The sequence below is a fragment of the Rhodoferax ferrireducens genome (assembly GCF_003347515.1).
In the GTDB taxonomy this organism is placed as follows: Bacteria; Pseudomonadota; Gammaproteobacteria; order Burkholderiales; family Burkholderiaceae_C; genus Rhodoferax.
Window position 1 is genome coordinate 63462 of sequence record NZ_QEII01000322.1, and the last position, 15645, is coordinate 79106.

Below are 15645 nucleotides of genomic sequence, written 5' to 3' on the forward strand. Positions count from 1 at the left end.
TAAGCCGCGATTTCTTTTATCTTTTGCCCCGGAACATTGCATGACTGATCCCCGTATCCATTCCCTGTTTGAGCAGCGCCTGAAGGATTCTCCCGAGCGGCCGTTCCTGATTCTGCCCGGCACGAGCCTGAGCTACGCCGCGCTGGGCGCCTGGGTAGAGTTGCTGACGCAGGAACTGCGCGCCGACGGCGTGCTGCCCGGCGACCGGGTCATGATAGTGGCCGAAAACTGCCCCGAGCACGTGGCGCTGATCCTGGCCTGCAGCCGCGTGGGCGCCTGGTCTTGCGGCGTCAATGCTCGCATGTCGCCCGGCGAGATCAAGGCCTTTGTCGACAAGGCCGATCCGCGCGTGACTTACTTCACCATGGGCGTGTCGCCGGCGGCGCAGCAGCATGCCGTGCGCGCCGGCGCGCGGGCCTCGGCGCTCGCCGCCTTGCAGCGCAGCCCGGTGCGGACCGAGGCGCAGGCCGAACAGGGCGAGCTGGTGCCGCGTGTGGCGGCGGTGATCTTTACCTCGGGCACCACCGGCGCGCCCAAAGGCGTGCTGGTGACCCATGCCGGGCTGCTGCAGTTTGCGCGCCTGTCCGCCGCTTCGCGGGGCCTGGGGCCGGACGACCTGTCTTACGCCTACGTGCCGATGACGCATATTTTCGGGTTAGGCACCGTGCTGATGGCCTCGCTGCACGCTGGCGCGAGTCTCGTGATGCGCAGTCACTTCGACCCTGCGGACGTGTTTGATGCGCTGGCCCGCCTGGGCGTGTCCAACCTGCAAGGGCCGCCCGCCATGTTCACGCGCCTGCTGGCCTGGCTGGACGAAGCTGGCATCGCCAGGCCGAACTGCCCCCGGCTGCGCTATGTCTACACGGGCGCCGCGCCGCTGGACCTGGCGCTCAAGCAGGCGGTCGAGGCCCGCTTTGGCCAGCCGCTACACCACGGCTACGGCATGTCGGAATACGCCGGCGCGCTGTGCCTGACCCCGCGCGGCGTGGCCCGCACCGACACCTCGGCCGGTTACCCGGTGGAAGGGGCGGAGCTGCGCATCGTCGACAGCGAAGGCAGCGAGCTGCCCGCTGGCGAGCGCGGCGAGATCTGGATGCGTGGCGTGGGCCTGATGCCCGGCTACCTGCGCGACGAGGCGGCCACGGCCCAGGTGATGCGCCCCGGCGGCTGGTACGCCAGCGGCGACATCGGCTACCTCGCGCCGGATGGCGCGCTGTTCGTGGTGGGCCGGCTCAAGGAGATGATCATCCGCTCCGGCTTCAATGTGTACCCGGGTGAAGTGGAGACGGTGCTCAACCGCTTTGACGGCATCCAGCGCAGCGCCGTGGTCGGGCGGCGCGAGTCCGACGGCAACGAGGAAATCCTCGCCTTCGTCGAGACCGCGTCCGGCACGGTGCTGGACATGGCGGCCCTGCAGGCCTTCATCCGGGAGAACCTGGCGCCGTACAAACGGCCGGCGCGGGTCGTGCCGATCACGTCGCTGCCGATGACCCACAGCGGCAAGGTGCTCAAACGCAGCCTGCTTGAACTGTATCCACAACCTTGAGTCTATCCATGAAAACCCACATTCCGTCCCACGATGCCCACCAGGAGATGCGCGAAGCCCTGCGCGGCATGTTCGCCAGTTTTGATTCAGCCTACTGGCAAAAAGTCGATCATGAGCGCGGCTACCCCGAAGCCTTTGTCAATGCGTTGACCGAGGCCGGCTGGCTGGCTGCGCTGATACCGGCCGAGTACGGCGGCTCGGGCCTGGGCTTGGCCGAAGCCTCGGTGATCATGGAAGAGATCAACTTCGCCGGCGGCAACGCCGGCGCCTGCCACGGCCAGATGTACAACATGGGCACCTTGCTGCGCCATGGCTCGGACGCGCAGAAAAAACGCTATCTGCCCAAAATCGCCAGCGGCGAGTTGCGCCTGCAGTCCATGGCCGTGACCGAACCGACCACCGGCACCGACACCACGCAGCTCAAGACCGTCGCCGTCAAGAAAGGCGACAAGTACGTGGTCAACGGGCAAAAGGTGTGGATCTCGCGCATCCAGCACTCCGACCTGATGATCCTGCTGGCCCGCACCACGCCGCTGGCCGAGGTCAAGCGCAAGTCCGAAGGCATGTCGATCTTCATCGTCAATCTGAAAGATGCCATCGGCCAGGGCATGGCGGTGCAGCCGATTGCCAACATGGTGAACCACGAGACCAATGAAGTTTTCTTCGACAACCTGGAAATCCCCGCGGAAAACCTGATTGGCGAGGAAGGCAAGGGCTTCAAGTACATCCTGGACGGCCTGAACGCCGAGCGCACCCTGATTGCCGCCGAATGCATTGGCGACGCCTACTGGTTCCTGGACAAGGCGCGGCGCTACGCCAGCGAGCGCATGGTGTTCAACCGCCCGATCGGCCAGAACCAGGGCGTGCAGTTCCCGATGGCCGAGGCCTACATCGAAACCGAGGCCGCCAACCTGATGCGCTTCAAGGCCTGCGCGCTGTTTGACGCCGGCCAGCCCTGCGGCGCCGAGGCCAACATGGCCAAGTACCTGGCTGCCAAGGCCTCCTGGGAGGCGGCCAATATGTGCCTGCAAACCCACGGCGGCTTTGGCTTTGCCTGCGAATACGATGTGGAGCGCAAGTTCCGCGAGACCCGGTTGTACCAGGTCGCGCCCATTTCCACCAACCTGATCCTGAGCTACGTGGCCGAGCATGTGCTCGGGCTGCCCCGTTCATTTTGAAAGACATTGCCATGCGTCCATTGGAAGGAATGTTGGTCGTCACCCTGGAGCACGCGATTGCCGCGCCGTTCTGCACCCGTCAGCTCGCTGACCTGGGCGCGCGCGTCATCAAGGTCGAGCGTCCGGGTGAGGGCGATTTCGCCCGCGCCTATGACACACGGGCCCACGGCTCGGCCTCGCACTTTGTCTGGTGCAACCGCTCCAAGGAAAGCCTGACGCTCGACCTGAAAAATCCCGAGGCCCGCGCCGTGCTGCAAAAGCTGGTGCAGCGGGCCGACGTGCTGGTGCAAAATCTGGCCCCCGGCGCTGCTGCGCGCATGGGGCTGGACCATGCCAGCCTGGCGCCGGTCAACCCCGGCATCGTGGTGTGCGACATCTCCGGCTATGGCGACGGCGGCCCCTACACCGAGAAAAAAGCCTACGACCTGCTGATCCAGAGCGAAGCCGGTTTTGTGTCGGTCACCGGCACGCCCGAGCACCCTTCCAAGGCGGGCCTGTCGATTGCCGACATCGCCGCCGGCATGTACGCCTACAGCAGCGTGCTGGCCGCCTTGCTGCAGCGCGGGCGCACCGGGCGCGGCCAGCGGCTCGAAATTTCCATGCTCGAAGCCATGTCCGAATGGATGGGCTTTCCGCTCTACTACACGCTGGACGGCCAGCCGCCGCCGCCGCGCGCCGGCGCCTCGCACGCCGCCATTTACCCCTACGGCCCGTTTACCTGCGGCGACGGCAAGCAGGTGGTGCTGGCGGTGCAGCATGACCGCGAATGGGCCACCTTCTGCAACCAGGTGCTGCAGTTGCCCGAGCTGACCGCCCAGTACCTGGGCAACGCCAACCGGCTGGCCCAGCGCGAGCCACTGCGCAAGATCATCGAAGGCGTGTGCGCCACCCTGACCGCGGCGCAACTGGTCGTGCGGCTGGACGCGGCGCAAATCGCCAACGGCCAACTCAACGAGATGGCCGACCTGTGGAAGCATCCGCAACTGGCGGCGCGCGGGCGCTGGACCGAGATCGACTCGCCCGGCGGCCCGCTGCCCGCGCTGTACCCGCCGCACCATCTCAGCGGCAGCGAGCCGCCGCCCATGGGACCGGTGCCGGCGCTGGGCCAGCACACCGAAGCCATCCTGACCGAACTCGGCTACGGCGCGACTGACATCGCCCGGCTGCGTGCGGACCAAGCCATCTGAGCGCGAGATCGACACCATGACCCTGGATACAAACCCGAGCGCGACGCTGGCCGCCATTGCCGCCGGCCTGCAATTTGACACCATTCCGGCGCCGGTGGTGCGCCGCACCGAAGACCTGTTCCTCGACTGGTATGCCTCGGCGCTGGCGGGCAAGGGCGCGCGGCCGGTCGAAGCCATCGAGGCCTACGCCCGCAGCATGGGGCCGGACGCCGGCCATGCCGAGGTGCTGATCTCGCGCCGCATGACTTCGCCGCATTTCGCGGCCATGGTCAACGCCGCGGCCTCGCACTTTGCCGAACAGGACGACGTCCACAACGGCTCGGTGTTCCACCCCGCGGCGGTGGTGTTCCCGGCCGCGCTGGCGGTGGCGCAGGAGATCGGTGCCAGCGGCCGCGAGTTCCTGGCCGCTGTGGTGGCCGGTTACGAAGTCGGCATTCGCGTGGGCGAGTTCCTGGGTCGCGCGCACTACCGCATCTTCCACACCACGGCCACGGCGGGCACACTGGCCGCCGCCGCCGCTGCCGGGCGCTTGCTGAAACTGGACGCCACCGCCATGCTGCACGCCTTCGGCAGCGCCGGCACGCAGGCCGCTGGGTTGTGGGAGTTCTTGCGCGACGCCGCCGACTCCAAGCAACTGCACACCGCGCACGCCGCGTCCTGCGGCCTGGCCTCGGCCTACCTGGCACGAAGCGGTTTTACCGGCGCGCGCCAGATTCTGGAAGGCGCGCAGGGCATGGCCGCAGGCATGTCGAGCGACGCCGATCCGGCGCGCCTGACCGACCGCCTGGGCCAGCGCTGGGCCACGGCGGAAACCTCGTTCAAATACCACGCCTCGTGCCGCCACACCCACCCCAGCGCCGATGCGCTGCTGGCGCTGATGCAGGCGCACGGCGTGAAAGCCGACGACATTGAGAGCGTCACCACCCATGTGCACCAGGGCGCCATTGACGTGCTGGGCCGCGTCACCGTGCCCGCCACCGTGCACCAGGCCAAATTCTCCATGGGCACGGTGCTGGCGCTGGCGGCCGAATACGGCTTTGCCGGGCTGAATGAATTCGAGCAGCATTACCTCGCCCCGCGTGTGGCCGCCCTGCGCGACCGCGTGACCATGCAGCTCGACGCCGAGGTCGATCAGGCCTACCCGCAGCGCTGGATCGGCAAGGTGACGGTGACGACGCGCGACGGCCGCACGCTGAATGCGCGGGTCGACGAGCCCAAGGGCGACCCCGGCAACACCCTGACCCGCGCCGAGCTCGAAGACAAGGCGCAGCGCCTGGCGGCTTACGGCCAGGGGGCCACGCCGGCCGAGATGCAGGCGCTGATTGCCCGCGTCTGGGCCGTGGCCGATGCGCCGCGCATGGACCGCTGGCTGGTGGCACGCGCATGACGGCCCATACCTCTGGCCTGAAGGCTTTGCCGCACGCCTACCTTTTTGTGCCCGCCGACCGGCCCGAGCGCATTGCCAAGGCCTGCGCCAGCGGCGCCGACGCGGTCATCGTCGATCTGGAAGACGCCGTGGCCCCCGAGGCCAAAGTGCGCGCGCGCGAGGTGCTGGCGGCGCTGCTGGACGAGGCCGCGCCGCTGGTGGTGCGCATCAACGCCGCGGGCACGCCCTGGTTTGACGACGACCTGGCGCTGTGTCGTCACCCCGGCGTGGCCGCGCTCATGCTGCCCAAGGCCGAGGGCCGCGACGCCGTCTGCACCGTGGTCGAGGCCACCGGCAAGGACGTGTTGCCGATCATCGAGTCGGCGCGCGGCCTGCATGAGATGCACAACATCGCACGCGTGCCGGGCGTGATCCGGCTGGCTTTTGGCAGCGTCGATCTGGCGCTCGACCTGGGCATCGACTGTGACCCCGACGGCGCGGAAATCGAGCTGCTGGCCTTCCGCTCCCAACTGGTGCTGGCCTCGCGCCTGGCTGCGCTGGCCGCGCCGGTGGATGGTGTGAGCACCGCCATCCACGACCCGCAGCGCCTGCAGGCGGATGCGCAGCGCTCACGGCGTCTGGGCTTTGGCGCCAAGCTGTGCATCCACCCCCAGCAGGTGGCCGCCGTGCAGGCGGTGTTCGTCCCCAGCCCGCAGCGCATCACCTGGGCACGCCGCGTGTGTGAAGCCTTTGCCGCCGCCGGCGGCGCCGCCGTGGCCGTGGACGGCCAGATGGTGGACCTGCCGGTGGTCCAGCGCGCGCGCGCCGTGCTGCGCGACGCAGGCCTGAATGCCTGATTTTTTGACCCCACCCCCAACCGACTGGAATTTCTTATGACCCGCAAAACCAAACCCATCCGCTCCGACATTGCCTGGAGCACGCCCGACCGTATCGAAGTGCATGGCAAGAGCCTGCCGGATGAAATCCTCGGCCATCTCAACCTGGGCGACATGGCCTTTTTGCAGATCGCCGGGCGCATGCCGACGCCGCAGGAATCCAACGTGTTCAACGCCATTGCGGTAACGCTGGTCGAGCACGGCATCACGCCCAGCGCCCTGGTCGCGCGCCTGACCTACGCCGGTGCGCCCGAATCGCTGCAGGCGGCTGTGGCGGCCGGCTTGTGCGGCCTGGGCAGCGTGTTCGTCGGCAGCACCGAAGGCACCGCCAAAATGCTCTACGAAGCCCTGCCGCCTGGAACGAAAGGGGCGGACCTGGAGCGCATCGCCATCGACACCGTGGCCGCTTTTCGCGCCCGCGGCCAGATCATCCCCGGCCTGGGCCATCCGCTGCACAAGCCGGTCGATCCGCGCGCGCCGCGCCTGTTCCAGATCGCCAAAGAGAACGATTTTTCCGGCGACTACATCCGGCTCGAACAACTGATCTGCGCCGAGGCCGAGCGTGTCGCTGGCAAGATGCTGCCGGTCAACGCCACCGGCGCCATCGGTGCCATCTGCTGCGAGCTTGGGCTGCCCTGGAAGATCGTGCGCGGCATCGGCGTGCTGGCGCGCGCCATCGGGCTGGTGGGGCACATCCTGGAAGAAAGCAAGAACCCGATGGCAGTCGAGATTTGGCAGCGAGTCGAAGACGAGGCCACCCAGCACATCAGACCACAAGGCGCCTGACGCGCTGTGGCTGGTCAAATTCGATTTCCAGGGTGACAAGTTGCTCACTACCCGTAACTCCGACTGGGCCAGCGATCGACGCCTGTTTGATACCCTGGGGCTGATGGCCCGCTGAACTCCTTTGAAGGTGAAACCATGTACCGTACCCTCCTCAAGTCCAAGATCCACCGCGTCACAGTAACGGCATGCGAACTGCATTACGAGGGCTCCTGCGCGATCGACGAGGATCTGATGGATGCTCCGATCTGCGCGAGAACGAGCAAATCCACATCTGGAATATCGCCAACGGCGAACGCTTCATCACCTATGTCATCCGTGCCGAACGCGCAAGCGGGATCATCCCCCTTAACGGCTCGGCCGTGCGTCGCGCCGTAGTGGGCGATCTGGTGATCATTGCCGCGTTCGGGCTGGTGGCGGAGACCGATCTCGACAGCGCCCAGCCGCGACTGGTTTTTGTGGATACCGACAACCGGATACGCGAACTGAGATCGACGATTCCGGTCCAGCGCGCAGAGGGCTGAAAGAGAATGCGTTAGAGTTTTTCACCGCCGGTCTAAGTTGGATCTGGATTGGCTTGCAACGGCGGCATGGCGACGCGAAGCGTTGAGTGAACCAAAGGGATTGGTCTTGATGAACTCTTCTTGCATGGCCCATTTGAACAACAGCTTTAGGCTCGCCAGTCGTCGCTTGATCGTTGTTTCCTTGAACTGCCGATGCTCTCTGAGGTGGCGGATGTATTGGCGCAAGTGATCCTTCTCGACGGAATCAAGCCTTTTTCGCAGCTCGAAGTACCGTTGGGTGTCGTCAAGGTCAATGTGTGGTGGGGCACTGAAGAGCGACTGGAAGCGCTAAACACGATCAACGCTACGAATTTGCCAATATAATTATTATTAATTTATAATTATCTAAGAAATGTTTGAAAAACTGAGCGGTAACAGAGTTTTGCCCACTCGAAATGCAACATAGGCCTGGGTATTGGTTATGTGAGCATCGACACCAGTTCATATTGCGGAACGTCGTTCGGGTTACGCCGCAATAGCGGCGTGTCTGATTCGATAGGCGTGCAAGTATTGAAAACCTGTCCTGAACATTGTTTGAAGAGAGTCCTCATGAAGATTCACGAATACCAAGGCAAGGAAATCTTGCGTCAAGCTGGTGTACCGGTGCCGCGCGGCATTCCGGCATTCACCGTTCAAGAAGCGGTGGAAGCCGCTCAAAAACTGGGTGGCCCGGTATGGGTTGTCAAGGCACAAATTCACGCGGGTGGCCGTGGCAAGGGCGGCGGCGTCAAGCTGGCCCGCTCGATCGACGAGGTCAAAAAGATCTCCGGTGAAATCTTGGGCATGCAGCTCATCACCCACCAAACCGGCCCCGAAGGCCAAAAAGTCCGCCGCCTGTTGATTGAAGACGGCGCTGACATCAAAAAAGAATACTACGTGTCGGCTGTGACCGATCGTGCCTCGCAACGCGTGGCCATGATTGTTTCCAGCGAAGGCGGCATGGACATTGAAGAAGTGGCTCATTCCACTCCTGAGAAAATCATCACCGAAATCGTTGACCCAGCGCTCGGTTTGACCGATGCACAAGCCAAGATGCTGGCCGACAGCATTGGCGTGCCTGCCGGCTCAACCGCGCAAGCGATGGACGTGCTGCAAAAAGTCTACAAGGTGTACATGGACACCGACGCGTCACTGGTCGAAATCAACCCCTTGATTCTCGAAGGCAACGGCGGCATCAAAGCGATTGACGCCAAGTTCAACTTTGACGCCAACGCCCTGTTCCGTCACCCGGAAATCGTGGCTTACCGCGATCTGGACGAAGAAGATCCGGCCGAAGTCGAAGCCAGCAAGTTTGACCTGGCTTACATCAGCCTGGACGGCGACATCGGTTGCCTGGTCAATGGTGCTGGTCTGGCCATGGCCACCATGGACACCATCAAGTTGTTCGGCGCTGAGCCGGCCAACTTCCTGGACGTGGGCGGCGGTGCCACCCCCGAGAAGGTCACGGAAGCCTTCAAGATCATGCTGAAAAACCCTAAGGTCAAGGCTATTCTGGTCAACATCTTCGGCGGCATCATGAAGTGCGACACCATCGCCACCGGCGTGATCACGGCTTGTAAAGCCACCAACCTGAGTGTGCCGCTGGTCGTGCGCATGAAGGGCACCAACGAAGATTTGGGCAAGAAGATGCTGGCCGAGTCCGGTCTGCCCATCATCAGCGCGGACACCATGGCCGATGCAGCCCAAAAAGTGGTTGCTGCTGTTAAAGCTGCCGCATAAGGAAACATCATGTCAATTCTCATCAATAAAGACACCAAGGTCATCACCCAAGGCATCACCGGCAAGACCGGTCAATTCCACACTGAAAAGTGCCAGGAATACGCCAACGGCAAAGAATGTTTCGTCGCGGGTGTGAACCCCAAGAAAGCTGGCGAATCCATTTTTGGCATTCCAATCTTCGCCTCCGTCAAGGAAGCCGCCAAAGATACCGGCGCCACCGTGTCGGTTATTTACGTGCCGCCAGCCGGTGCTGCCGCCGCCATCTGGGAAGCCGTTGAGGCGGATCTGGACCTGGCGATCTGCATCACCGAAGGCATCCCGGTCCGTGACATGCTGGAACTGCGCAACAAAATGCGCGCCAAAGAATCCGCTGGCGGCAAGAAAACCCTGCTGTTGGGCCCCAACTGCCCGGGTTTGATCACGCCTGACGAAATCAAGATCGGCATCATGCCCGGTCACATCCATCGCAAGGGCCGCATTGGCGTGGTGAGCCGCTCCGGTACGTTGACCTACGAAGCCGTGGCGCAGTTGACTGAAATCGGTCTGGGCCAATCCACTGCGGTCGGTATTGGTGGCGACCCCATCAATGGCCTGAAGCACATTGACATCATGCGTGCCTTCAATGACGATCCGGACACCGACGCCGTCATCATGATTGGCGAAATTGGCGGCCCGGACGAAGCTGAAGCCGCGCGCTGGTGCAAGCTCAACATGAAGAAGCCGATCGTCGGTTTCATCGCCGGTGTAACTGCCCCTGCAGGCAAGCGCATGGGCCATGCCGGTGCCTTGATCTCTGGCGGCGCCGATACGGCGGATGCCAAGCTGGCAGTGATGGAAGAGTGCGGTTTCACCATCACGCGCAATCCAAGCGAGATGGCCAAGCTGCTCAAAGCCTTGCTGTAAAGCAGAACGCGTCGACCTGTCCGGGTATCTTTGTCGCATTAATTAACGTCCAATCTTTCTCTTTATGATGAGTCGCTTCAGAAAAACGCCGAAACAGTGCAAGCGCACTGTGGACAGAAATTGTCAGATGGGTGGACGTGAACAAAGTGGGTTTTCAGTGGCAATAACCGTGCCGTGTGCTGGCGCATCAAAGCCGTCATGCATGGGCTTAATGAGGGGTCCCGACAAGGCTTGTCAGGCCAGGTCGCTCAGCAGCATCGCCGATGGAGAGCGCCCCAACCGATGTCAGAATTCAAATGCTTTCGCATTGTCAAGTCAGCATGGAGCTCCATTGAACTGATGTCCACGATCCGCAAAATTCGACAGAACCAATTCTTTCATTCAACCTAGGAAAATCAACCATGTCACGTGAAGTTGTTGTTGTCAGCGGTGTGCGCACCGCCATCGGTACCTATGGCGGCAGCCTGAAGGACATTCCACCCACGGAGCTGGCGGCGCAAGTCGTGCGCGAGGCCTTGGCGCGGGCCAGCGTGGACGGCGAGGATGTCGGCCATGTGGTGTTTGGCCATGTGGTCAATACCGAACCCAAAGACATGTACCTCTCACGGGTGGCGGCCATCAATGGCGGTTGTGCCGAAGGCACACCTGCTTACAACGTGAACCGCCTGTGTGGGTCAGGCCTGCAGGCCATCATTTCGGCCAGCCAGTCGATCCTGTTGGGAGACACGGACATCGCCATTGGCGGTGGTGCCGAGAACATGAGTCGTGGTCCCTATGCCAGCCTGACGGCGCGCTGGGGCGCCCGCATGGGTGACACCAAGATGGTCGATATGGTGGTGGGCGCACTTCACGACCCATTCCACACCATCCACATGGGGGTGACGGCTGAAAACATAGCTGCCAAGTGGGGCATCACCCGTGAAGAGCAGGATGCGATTGCGGTCGAAAGCCACAACCGGGCACAGCGCGCTACCGAAGCCGGTTACTTCACCTCCCAGATCATGCCGGTCATCCTCAAGAGCAAAAAGGGAGACGTTGCCTATGCCACAGACGAACACTTCCGTCCCAACTGTTCGCTGGCCGACATGGCCAAACTCAAACCTGCGTTCCTGAAAGAAAACGGTACGGTGACGGCGGGCAACGCTTCGGGTATCAACGACGCTGCCGCCGCTGTCGTGTTGATGGAAGCCGGCACCGCCAAGGCGCGCGGGCTGAAACCGATGGTACGCCTGGTGGCCTATGCCCATGCGGGCGTTGACCCCAAGTACATGGGTATTGGCCCGGTGCCTGCTACCCAACTGGCGTTGAAGAAAGCCGGACTGACCGTGGGTGACCTGGACGTGATTGAGGCCAACGAAGCTTTTGCCGCGCAAGCTTGCGCCGTCTCCCGCGATCTGGGCCTGGACCCGGCCAAGGTCAATCCCAATGGTTCAGGTATTTCCCTGGGTCACCCCATTGGCGCCACGGGTGCGTTGATCACGGTCAAGGCGCTGTATGAGTTGGAACGCATTGGTGGCCGCTACGCCTTGGTGACGATGTGCATCGGTGGCGGCCAGGGTATTGCCGCCATTTTCGAGCGCATGTAAGGTCGGCTGGTTCGTCCGCGGGGGCTGAAAAATAGAACCTGAGGGGTCAAAAACTGATCCGTGCAGAGAGCTTTTCCTTACAAATCGACCTGATTTCAGTCCGGGTAGGCCGTTTCGCGGTATGTTTTCTGCGAAGCCTCATCCAAATGACATCACTGAAAAATTTCCCATTGGCCACTGAGAATCCTCATGTTTCGCACCTTGCTCAAATCCAAAATTCACCGCGTCGCCGTCACCCACTGTGAGCTGCACTATGAAGGCTCTTGCGCCATCGATGAAGACCTGCTGGAAGCGTCCAACATGGCCGAGAACGAGCAGATCCATATCTGGAACATCAACAACGGCGAGCGCTTCATCACCTACGCCATCAAGGGCGAACGCGGCTCTGGCATGATTTCGGTCAACGGTTCAGCGGCACGGCGTGCTGCCGTGGGCGACCTGATCATCATCGCGGCTTTTGCTCAGGTGCATGACGACCAGGTCGCCGCACACGTGCCCCGGCTCGTGTTTGTGAACGACAAAAACAAACAGACCGCGTTGCGCCACCAGGTGCCAACCCAGCACCTGTGATGGGGCACGTTGATGGCGGTCAGCCCGCCGCCTCGCTGGCCCAGCGCAGTGTGGCGGCCGTCTGGCATCCCTGTACGCAAATGCGACGGGCCGCCACTGTGCTGCCCTTGGCCATCGTTCGCGGCGCGGGACCCTGGCTTTTTGATGATGCCGGGCAGCGCTACTTCGACACCAGCAGCTCCTGGTGGGTCAACCTGTTTGGCCACGCTGACGCACGCATCAACGCAGCCCTCAAAGACCAACTCGACACGTTGCCGCATGTCATGTTGGCGGGCTGCACCCACGCGCCGGCGGTGGAACTGGCCGAACGCCTGTCCAGCCTGACCGGCGGCGTGCTCGGGCATTGTTTCTTCGCCAGTGATGGTGCCTCGGCCGTCGAGATCGCACTCAAGATGAGCTTTCACTATTGGCGCAACCGGGGGCGCCCCGCCAAACAGGAATTCGTCTGCCTGCGCCAGGGCTACCATGGCGAGACGCTGGGTGCACTGGCGGTGACCGACGTGGCCGTGTTCCGCGATGCCTATGCCCCCTTGCTGATGCGATCACACCAGGTCATGTCGCCCGACGCGCGCCAGGCGGCTCCGGGCGAGTCCGCCCTGGAGGTCGCCCTGCGTGCGGCGGCCCAATTGCAGACCCTGCTGGCTGCACGTCACGATCACATTGCAGCCATCATCCTGGAGCCACTGGTACAAGGCGCCACCGGCATGGCCATGTACGACCCTGCCTACTTGCGCGCCGTGCGTGCCCTGTGCGACCAGTATGAAGTGCACCTGATTGCCGACGAAATTGCGGTGGGCTGTGGGCGCACCGGCACCTTTTTTGCCTTCGAGCAGGCATCGTTGCCGGACGAGCCCCGGATCTGGCCCGACCTGGTCTGCCTGTCCAAGGGCATCAGCGGTGGCTACCTGCCGCTGTCCCTGGTGCTATCGCGCAACCACATTTATGACGCCTTTCTCGATGACGACGTGGCACGCGGCTTTCTGCATTCGCACTCCTACACCGGCAATGCGCTGGCCTGCCGCGCGGCACTGGCCGTGCTTGACCGGTTTGAGCAGGACCAGGTGCTGCGCAACAACCGCCAGCAGGCGGCCACCCTGAGCGCTGCGTTGGCGCCCCTGCAAAGCGATGCCCGCATCGAACACTGGCGCCACATCGGCATGATCTGGGCCTTTGACGTGCGCGAGGCGTTCGCGGGTCCGCGGTTTGCCGAGCGCTTTCACCTGGCCGGACGCGCGCACGAACTCCTGATCCGCCCGATCGGGCGTACCGTCTACCTGATGCCAGCGTATGTGCTGAATGACGAACTCGCCCACTGGCTGGCCGACCGCGTCATCGCCACACTCAACGATGTGTTAAGCCAAAGTCCCTCCGATGCTGATCGAGCACCTGAACCGCCAACTGCGTGAGCGCGAAGCGCAGGCGCTCAAACGCCAGCGTCGCGTTGCTGAGTCACCCTGTGCGCCGCACCAGCGCGTCAGCCGGGATGGGCAACCGGCCCGCGAGATGCTGGCGTTTTGCAGCAACGACTACCTGGGCTTGGCCCATCACCCGGCGCTGATTCAAGCGCTGGCGGACGGTGCACAGCGCTTCGGCGCAGGCAGCGGCGCGTCTCACCTCATCAACGGCCATTCACGCGCCCATGCCGCGCTGGAAGACGATCTCGCCCACTGGCTGGCACCGTGTATTCCGGAGGCCCAGGCGCTGTACTTTTGCACCGGTTACATGGCCAACCTGGCGCTGCTCACGGCCCTGGGCGACGCCCACGCCACGATCTTTGCTGACAAACTCAACCACGCCTCGCTGATCGACGGGGCCCTGTTGGCCAAGGCGCCCCTGCAGCGTTACCCCCACCGCAACCTCGCTACGTTGGAGAGCCAGTTGACGCGCTGTACGACTCCGATCAAGCTGATCGTGACCGACGCCGTCTTCAGCATGGACGGTGATCTGGCCGATTTACCCGCGCTGCTGGCGCTGGCGGAGCGTTTTGATGCCTGGCTGATCGTGGACGATGCCCATGGCTTTGGGGTGCTTGGCGCGCAAGGGCGCGGCAGCCTCTCGCATTTTGAATTGAAGAGTGAACGCCTGATCTACATGGGCACGCTTGGCAAGGCGGCCGGGGTGGGCGGTGCTTTTGTGGCCGCGCACCCGACCATCATCGACTGGCTGGTCCAGGCCGCCCGGCCCTACATCTACACCACCGCGGCGCCCCCCGCCGTGGCCCATGCGCTGCGTGAGAGCCTGCGCCTGATGGCGGGGGCAGAAGGCGACCGGCGACGCGCCCACCTGCAACAACTCATCGGGCAGTTGCGCACGCAGCTCACCGCTTTGCTGGCCGCCCACCCTGCGCTGGGTTGGCGCCTGGTGGACTCCAGCACCGCGATCCAGCCGATCATCGTGGGTGACAACGCGGTCACCCTGGCGCTGGCGGCGGCCCTGGATGCCCAGGGTCTGTGGGTGCCAGCCATTCGCCCGCCCACAGTACCTGCTGGCACGGCCCGTCTGCGTATCACGCTCAGCGCCGCGCACAGCAGCGACGACGTGCAGCGGCTGGTTGATGGGCTGGCCCGTGCTGCCGGGGACTTGACCGGAGCCTTGGCATGACGGCGCTTGCCCCGCTGACGGGTTGCTTCGTCACTGGCACCGACACCGAAGTGGGCAAGACCCGCATCAGCGCCGCGCTGCTGCACTGGTGTACCCAACAGGGCTGGCGCAGCGCCGGCTTCAAGCCGGTGGCCGCAGGCACGAGTCTGATCAATGGCCAGTGGGTCAACAACGATGTGCGCACCTTGCGCGACGCCAGTTCACTGGTCTTGACTGATGCGGAAGTAGGCCCCCTGCAATTCGAGGCCGCCTGTGCGCCCCACATTGCGGCGGCACTCCAGGAGCAGACCATTGACCGTACCTTTCTCTTGCGCTCGGCCCACGCACTGGCGGCGCGCGCCGACGTGCTGGTGGTGGAGGGGGTCGGTGGTTTTTGTGTGCCCATGGGCGCCGATTGGGACAGCGCCGATCTGGCCGTCGACCTGCAGTTGCCCGTGGTGCTGGTGGTCGGCCTGCGTCTGGGCTGTATCAACCATGCGCTGCTCACGGCGCAAGCGGTACGTGCCTGTGGCTTGCAACTGGCCGGCTGGGTGGGCAACGTCATTAACCCGAACATGCCGTGGCTGGACGAAAATGTCGCCACGTTGCGCCAGCGCTTTCAATTGCAGGGTAGCCCCTGCCTGGGCGTGGTGCCCTACTTGCCCGACCCCACGCCAGCGGCCGTCGCCGTCCATTTGGACGGTTCCGCCCTGCACACCATTTTTACCGCCACTTCTTCCTTCCTGGCCTCTACCTGAAAGACATGAC

At 63.6% G+C, this 15645-nt stretch carries 14 protein-coding genes and 1 pseudogene; 14 read left to right on the top strand and 1 reads right to left on the bottom strand.

Annotated features, from left to right (window positions below):
- Window positions 1-40: 40 nt before the first annotated feature.
- The 7 genes and pseudogenes from C5P05_RS29545 (at window position 41) to panD (C5P05_RS29575) (ending at window position 7480) form a co-directional block, all read left to right on the top strand.
- Entirely contained in the window at window positions 41-1546 is a 1506-nt protein-coding gene (locus tag C5P05_RS29545) for a class I adenylate-forming enzyme family protein (protein ID WP_114973451.1), read from the top strand.
- A gap of 8 nt (window positions 1547-1554) precedes the next feature.
- Complete coding sequence (locus C5P05_RS29550) at window positions 1555-2724, top strand: acyl-CoA dehydrogenase family protein (protein ID WP_114973452.1); 1170 nt, start codon at window positions 1555-1557, stop codon at window positions 2722-2724.
- 11 nt (window positions 2725-2735) lie between these two features.
- The gene (locus tag C5P05_RS29555; RefSeq protein ID WP_198674907.1) at window positions 2736-3911 is read left to right on the top strand and encodes a CaiB/BaiF CoA transferase family protein; all 1176 of its coding nucleotides are present in this window, start codon (window positions 2736-2738) and stop codon (window positions 3909-3911) included.
- A gap of 16 nt (window positions 3912-3927) precedes the next feature.
- Window positions 3928-5298: an MmgE/PrpD family protein gene (locus C5P05_RS29560; protein ID WP_114973506.1), complete on the top strand. Its 1371-nt coding sequence runs from the start codon at window positions 3928-3930 to the stop codon at window positions 5296-5298.
- A complete protein-coding gene (locus tag C5P05_RS29565; protein ID WP_114973454.1) occupies window positions 5295-6134 on the top strand; it encodes an HpcH/HpaI aldolase/citrate lyase family protein in 840 nt (279 codons plus the stop codon). The genes C5P05_RS29560 and C5P05_RS29565 overlap by 4 nt, the downstream gene beginning before the upstream one ends.
- 36 nt (window positions 6135-6170) lie before the next feature.
- Window positions 6171-6959 (top strand): citryl-CoA lyase, encoded by a 789-nt coding sequence (locus C5P05_RS29570; protein WP_114973455.1) that lies wholly within the window; start codon window positions 6171-6173, stop codon window positions 6957-6959.
- Between the two features lie 135 nt (window positions 6960-7094).
- Window positions 7095-7480: pseudogene (gene panD / locus C5P05_RS29575) on the top strand (aspartate 1-decarboxylase).
- 21 nt (window positions 7481-7501) lie between these two features.
- On the opposite strand, the gene C5P05_RS29580 reads toward panD (C5P05_RS29575), so the two are convergent.
- Complete coding sequence (locus C5P05_RS29580) at window positions 7502-7774, bottom strand: site-specific integrase (protein ID WP_114973456.1); 273 nt, start codon at window positions 7772-7774, stop codon at window positions 7502-7504.
- 294 nt (window positions 7775-8068) lie between these two features.
- Between C5P05_RS29580 and sucC the strand changes: the two genes are divergently transcribed.
- The 7 genes from sucC (at window position 8069) to bioD (ending at window position 15635) form a co-directional block, all read left to right on the top strand.
- Window positions 8069-9238: an ADP-forming succinate--CoA ligase subunit beta gene (sucC, locus tag C5P05_RS29585; RefSeq protein ID WP_114973457.1), complete on the top strand. Its 1170-nt coding sequence runs from the start codon at window positions 8069-8071 to the stop codon at window positions 9236-9238.
- Window positions 9239-9247: 9 nt separating this feature from the next.
- The gene (gene sucD / locus C5P05_RS29590; RefSeq protein ID WP_114973458.1) at window positions 9248-10141 is read left to right on the top strand and encodes a succinate--CoA ligase subunit alpha; all 894 of its coding nucleotides are present in this window, start codon (window positions 9248-9250) and stop codon (window positions 10139-10141) included.
- 401 nt (window positions 10142-10542) lie between these two features.
- A complete protein-coding gene (bktB, locus tag C5P05_RS29595; protein ID WP_114973459.1) occupies window positions 10543-11727 on the top strand; it encodes a beta-ketothiolase BktB in 1185 nt (394 codons plus the stop codon).
- 189 nt (window positions 11728-11916) lie between these two features.
- Window positions 11917-12297 carry an aspartate 1-decarboxylase gene (gene panD, locus C5P05_RS29600; RefSeq protein ID WP_114973460.1) on the top strand — a complete coding sequence of 127 codons (381 nt, stop codon included), beginning with the start codon at window positions 11917-11919 and terminating at the stop codon, window positions 12295-12297.
- Window positions 12297-13703 (top strand): adenosylmethionine--8-amino-7-oxononanoate transaminase, encoded by a 1407-nt coding sequence (gene bioA / locus C5P05_RS29605; RefSeq protein ID WP_114973461.1) that lies wholly within the window; start codon window positions 12297-12299, stop codon window positions 13701-13703. The genes panD (C5P05_RS29600) and bioA overlap by 1 nt, the downstream gene beginning before the upstream one ends.
- Window positions 13669-14898 carry an 8-amino-7-oxononanoate synthase gene (gene bioF / locus C5P05_RS29610; protein ID WP_114973462.1) on the top strand — a complete coding sequence of 410 codons (1230 nt, stop codon included), beginning with the start codon at window positions 13669-13671 and terminating at the stop codon, window positions 14896-14898. The genes bioA and bioF overlap by 35 nt, the downstream gene beginning before the upstream one ends.
- Window positions 14895-15635, top strand: a complete 741-nt coding sequence (gene bioD, locus C5P05_RS29615; RefSeq protein WP_114973463.1) for a dethiobiotin synthase — start codon at window positions 14895-14897, stop codon at window positions 15633-15635. The genes bioF and bioD overlap by 4 nt, the downstream gene beginning before the upstream one ends.
- Window positions 15636-15645 lie beyond the last annotated feature (10 nt).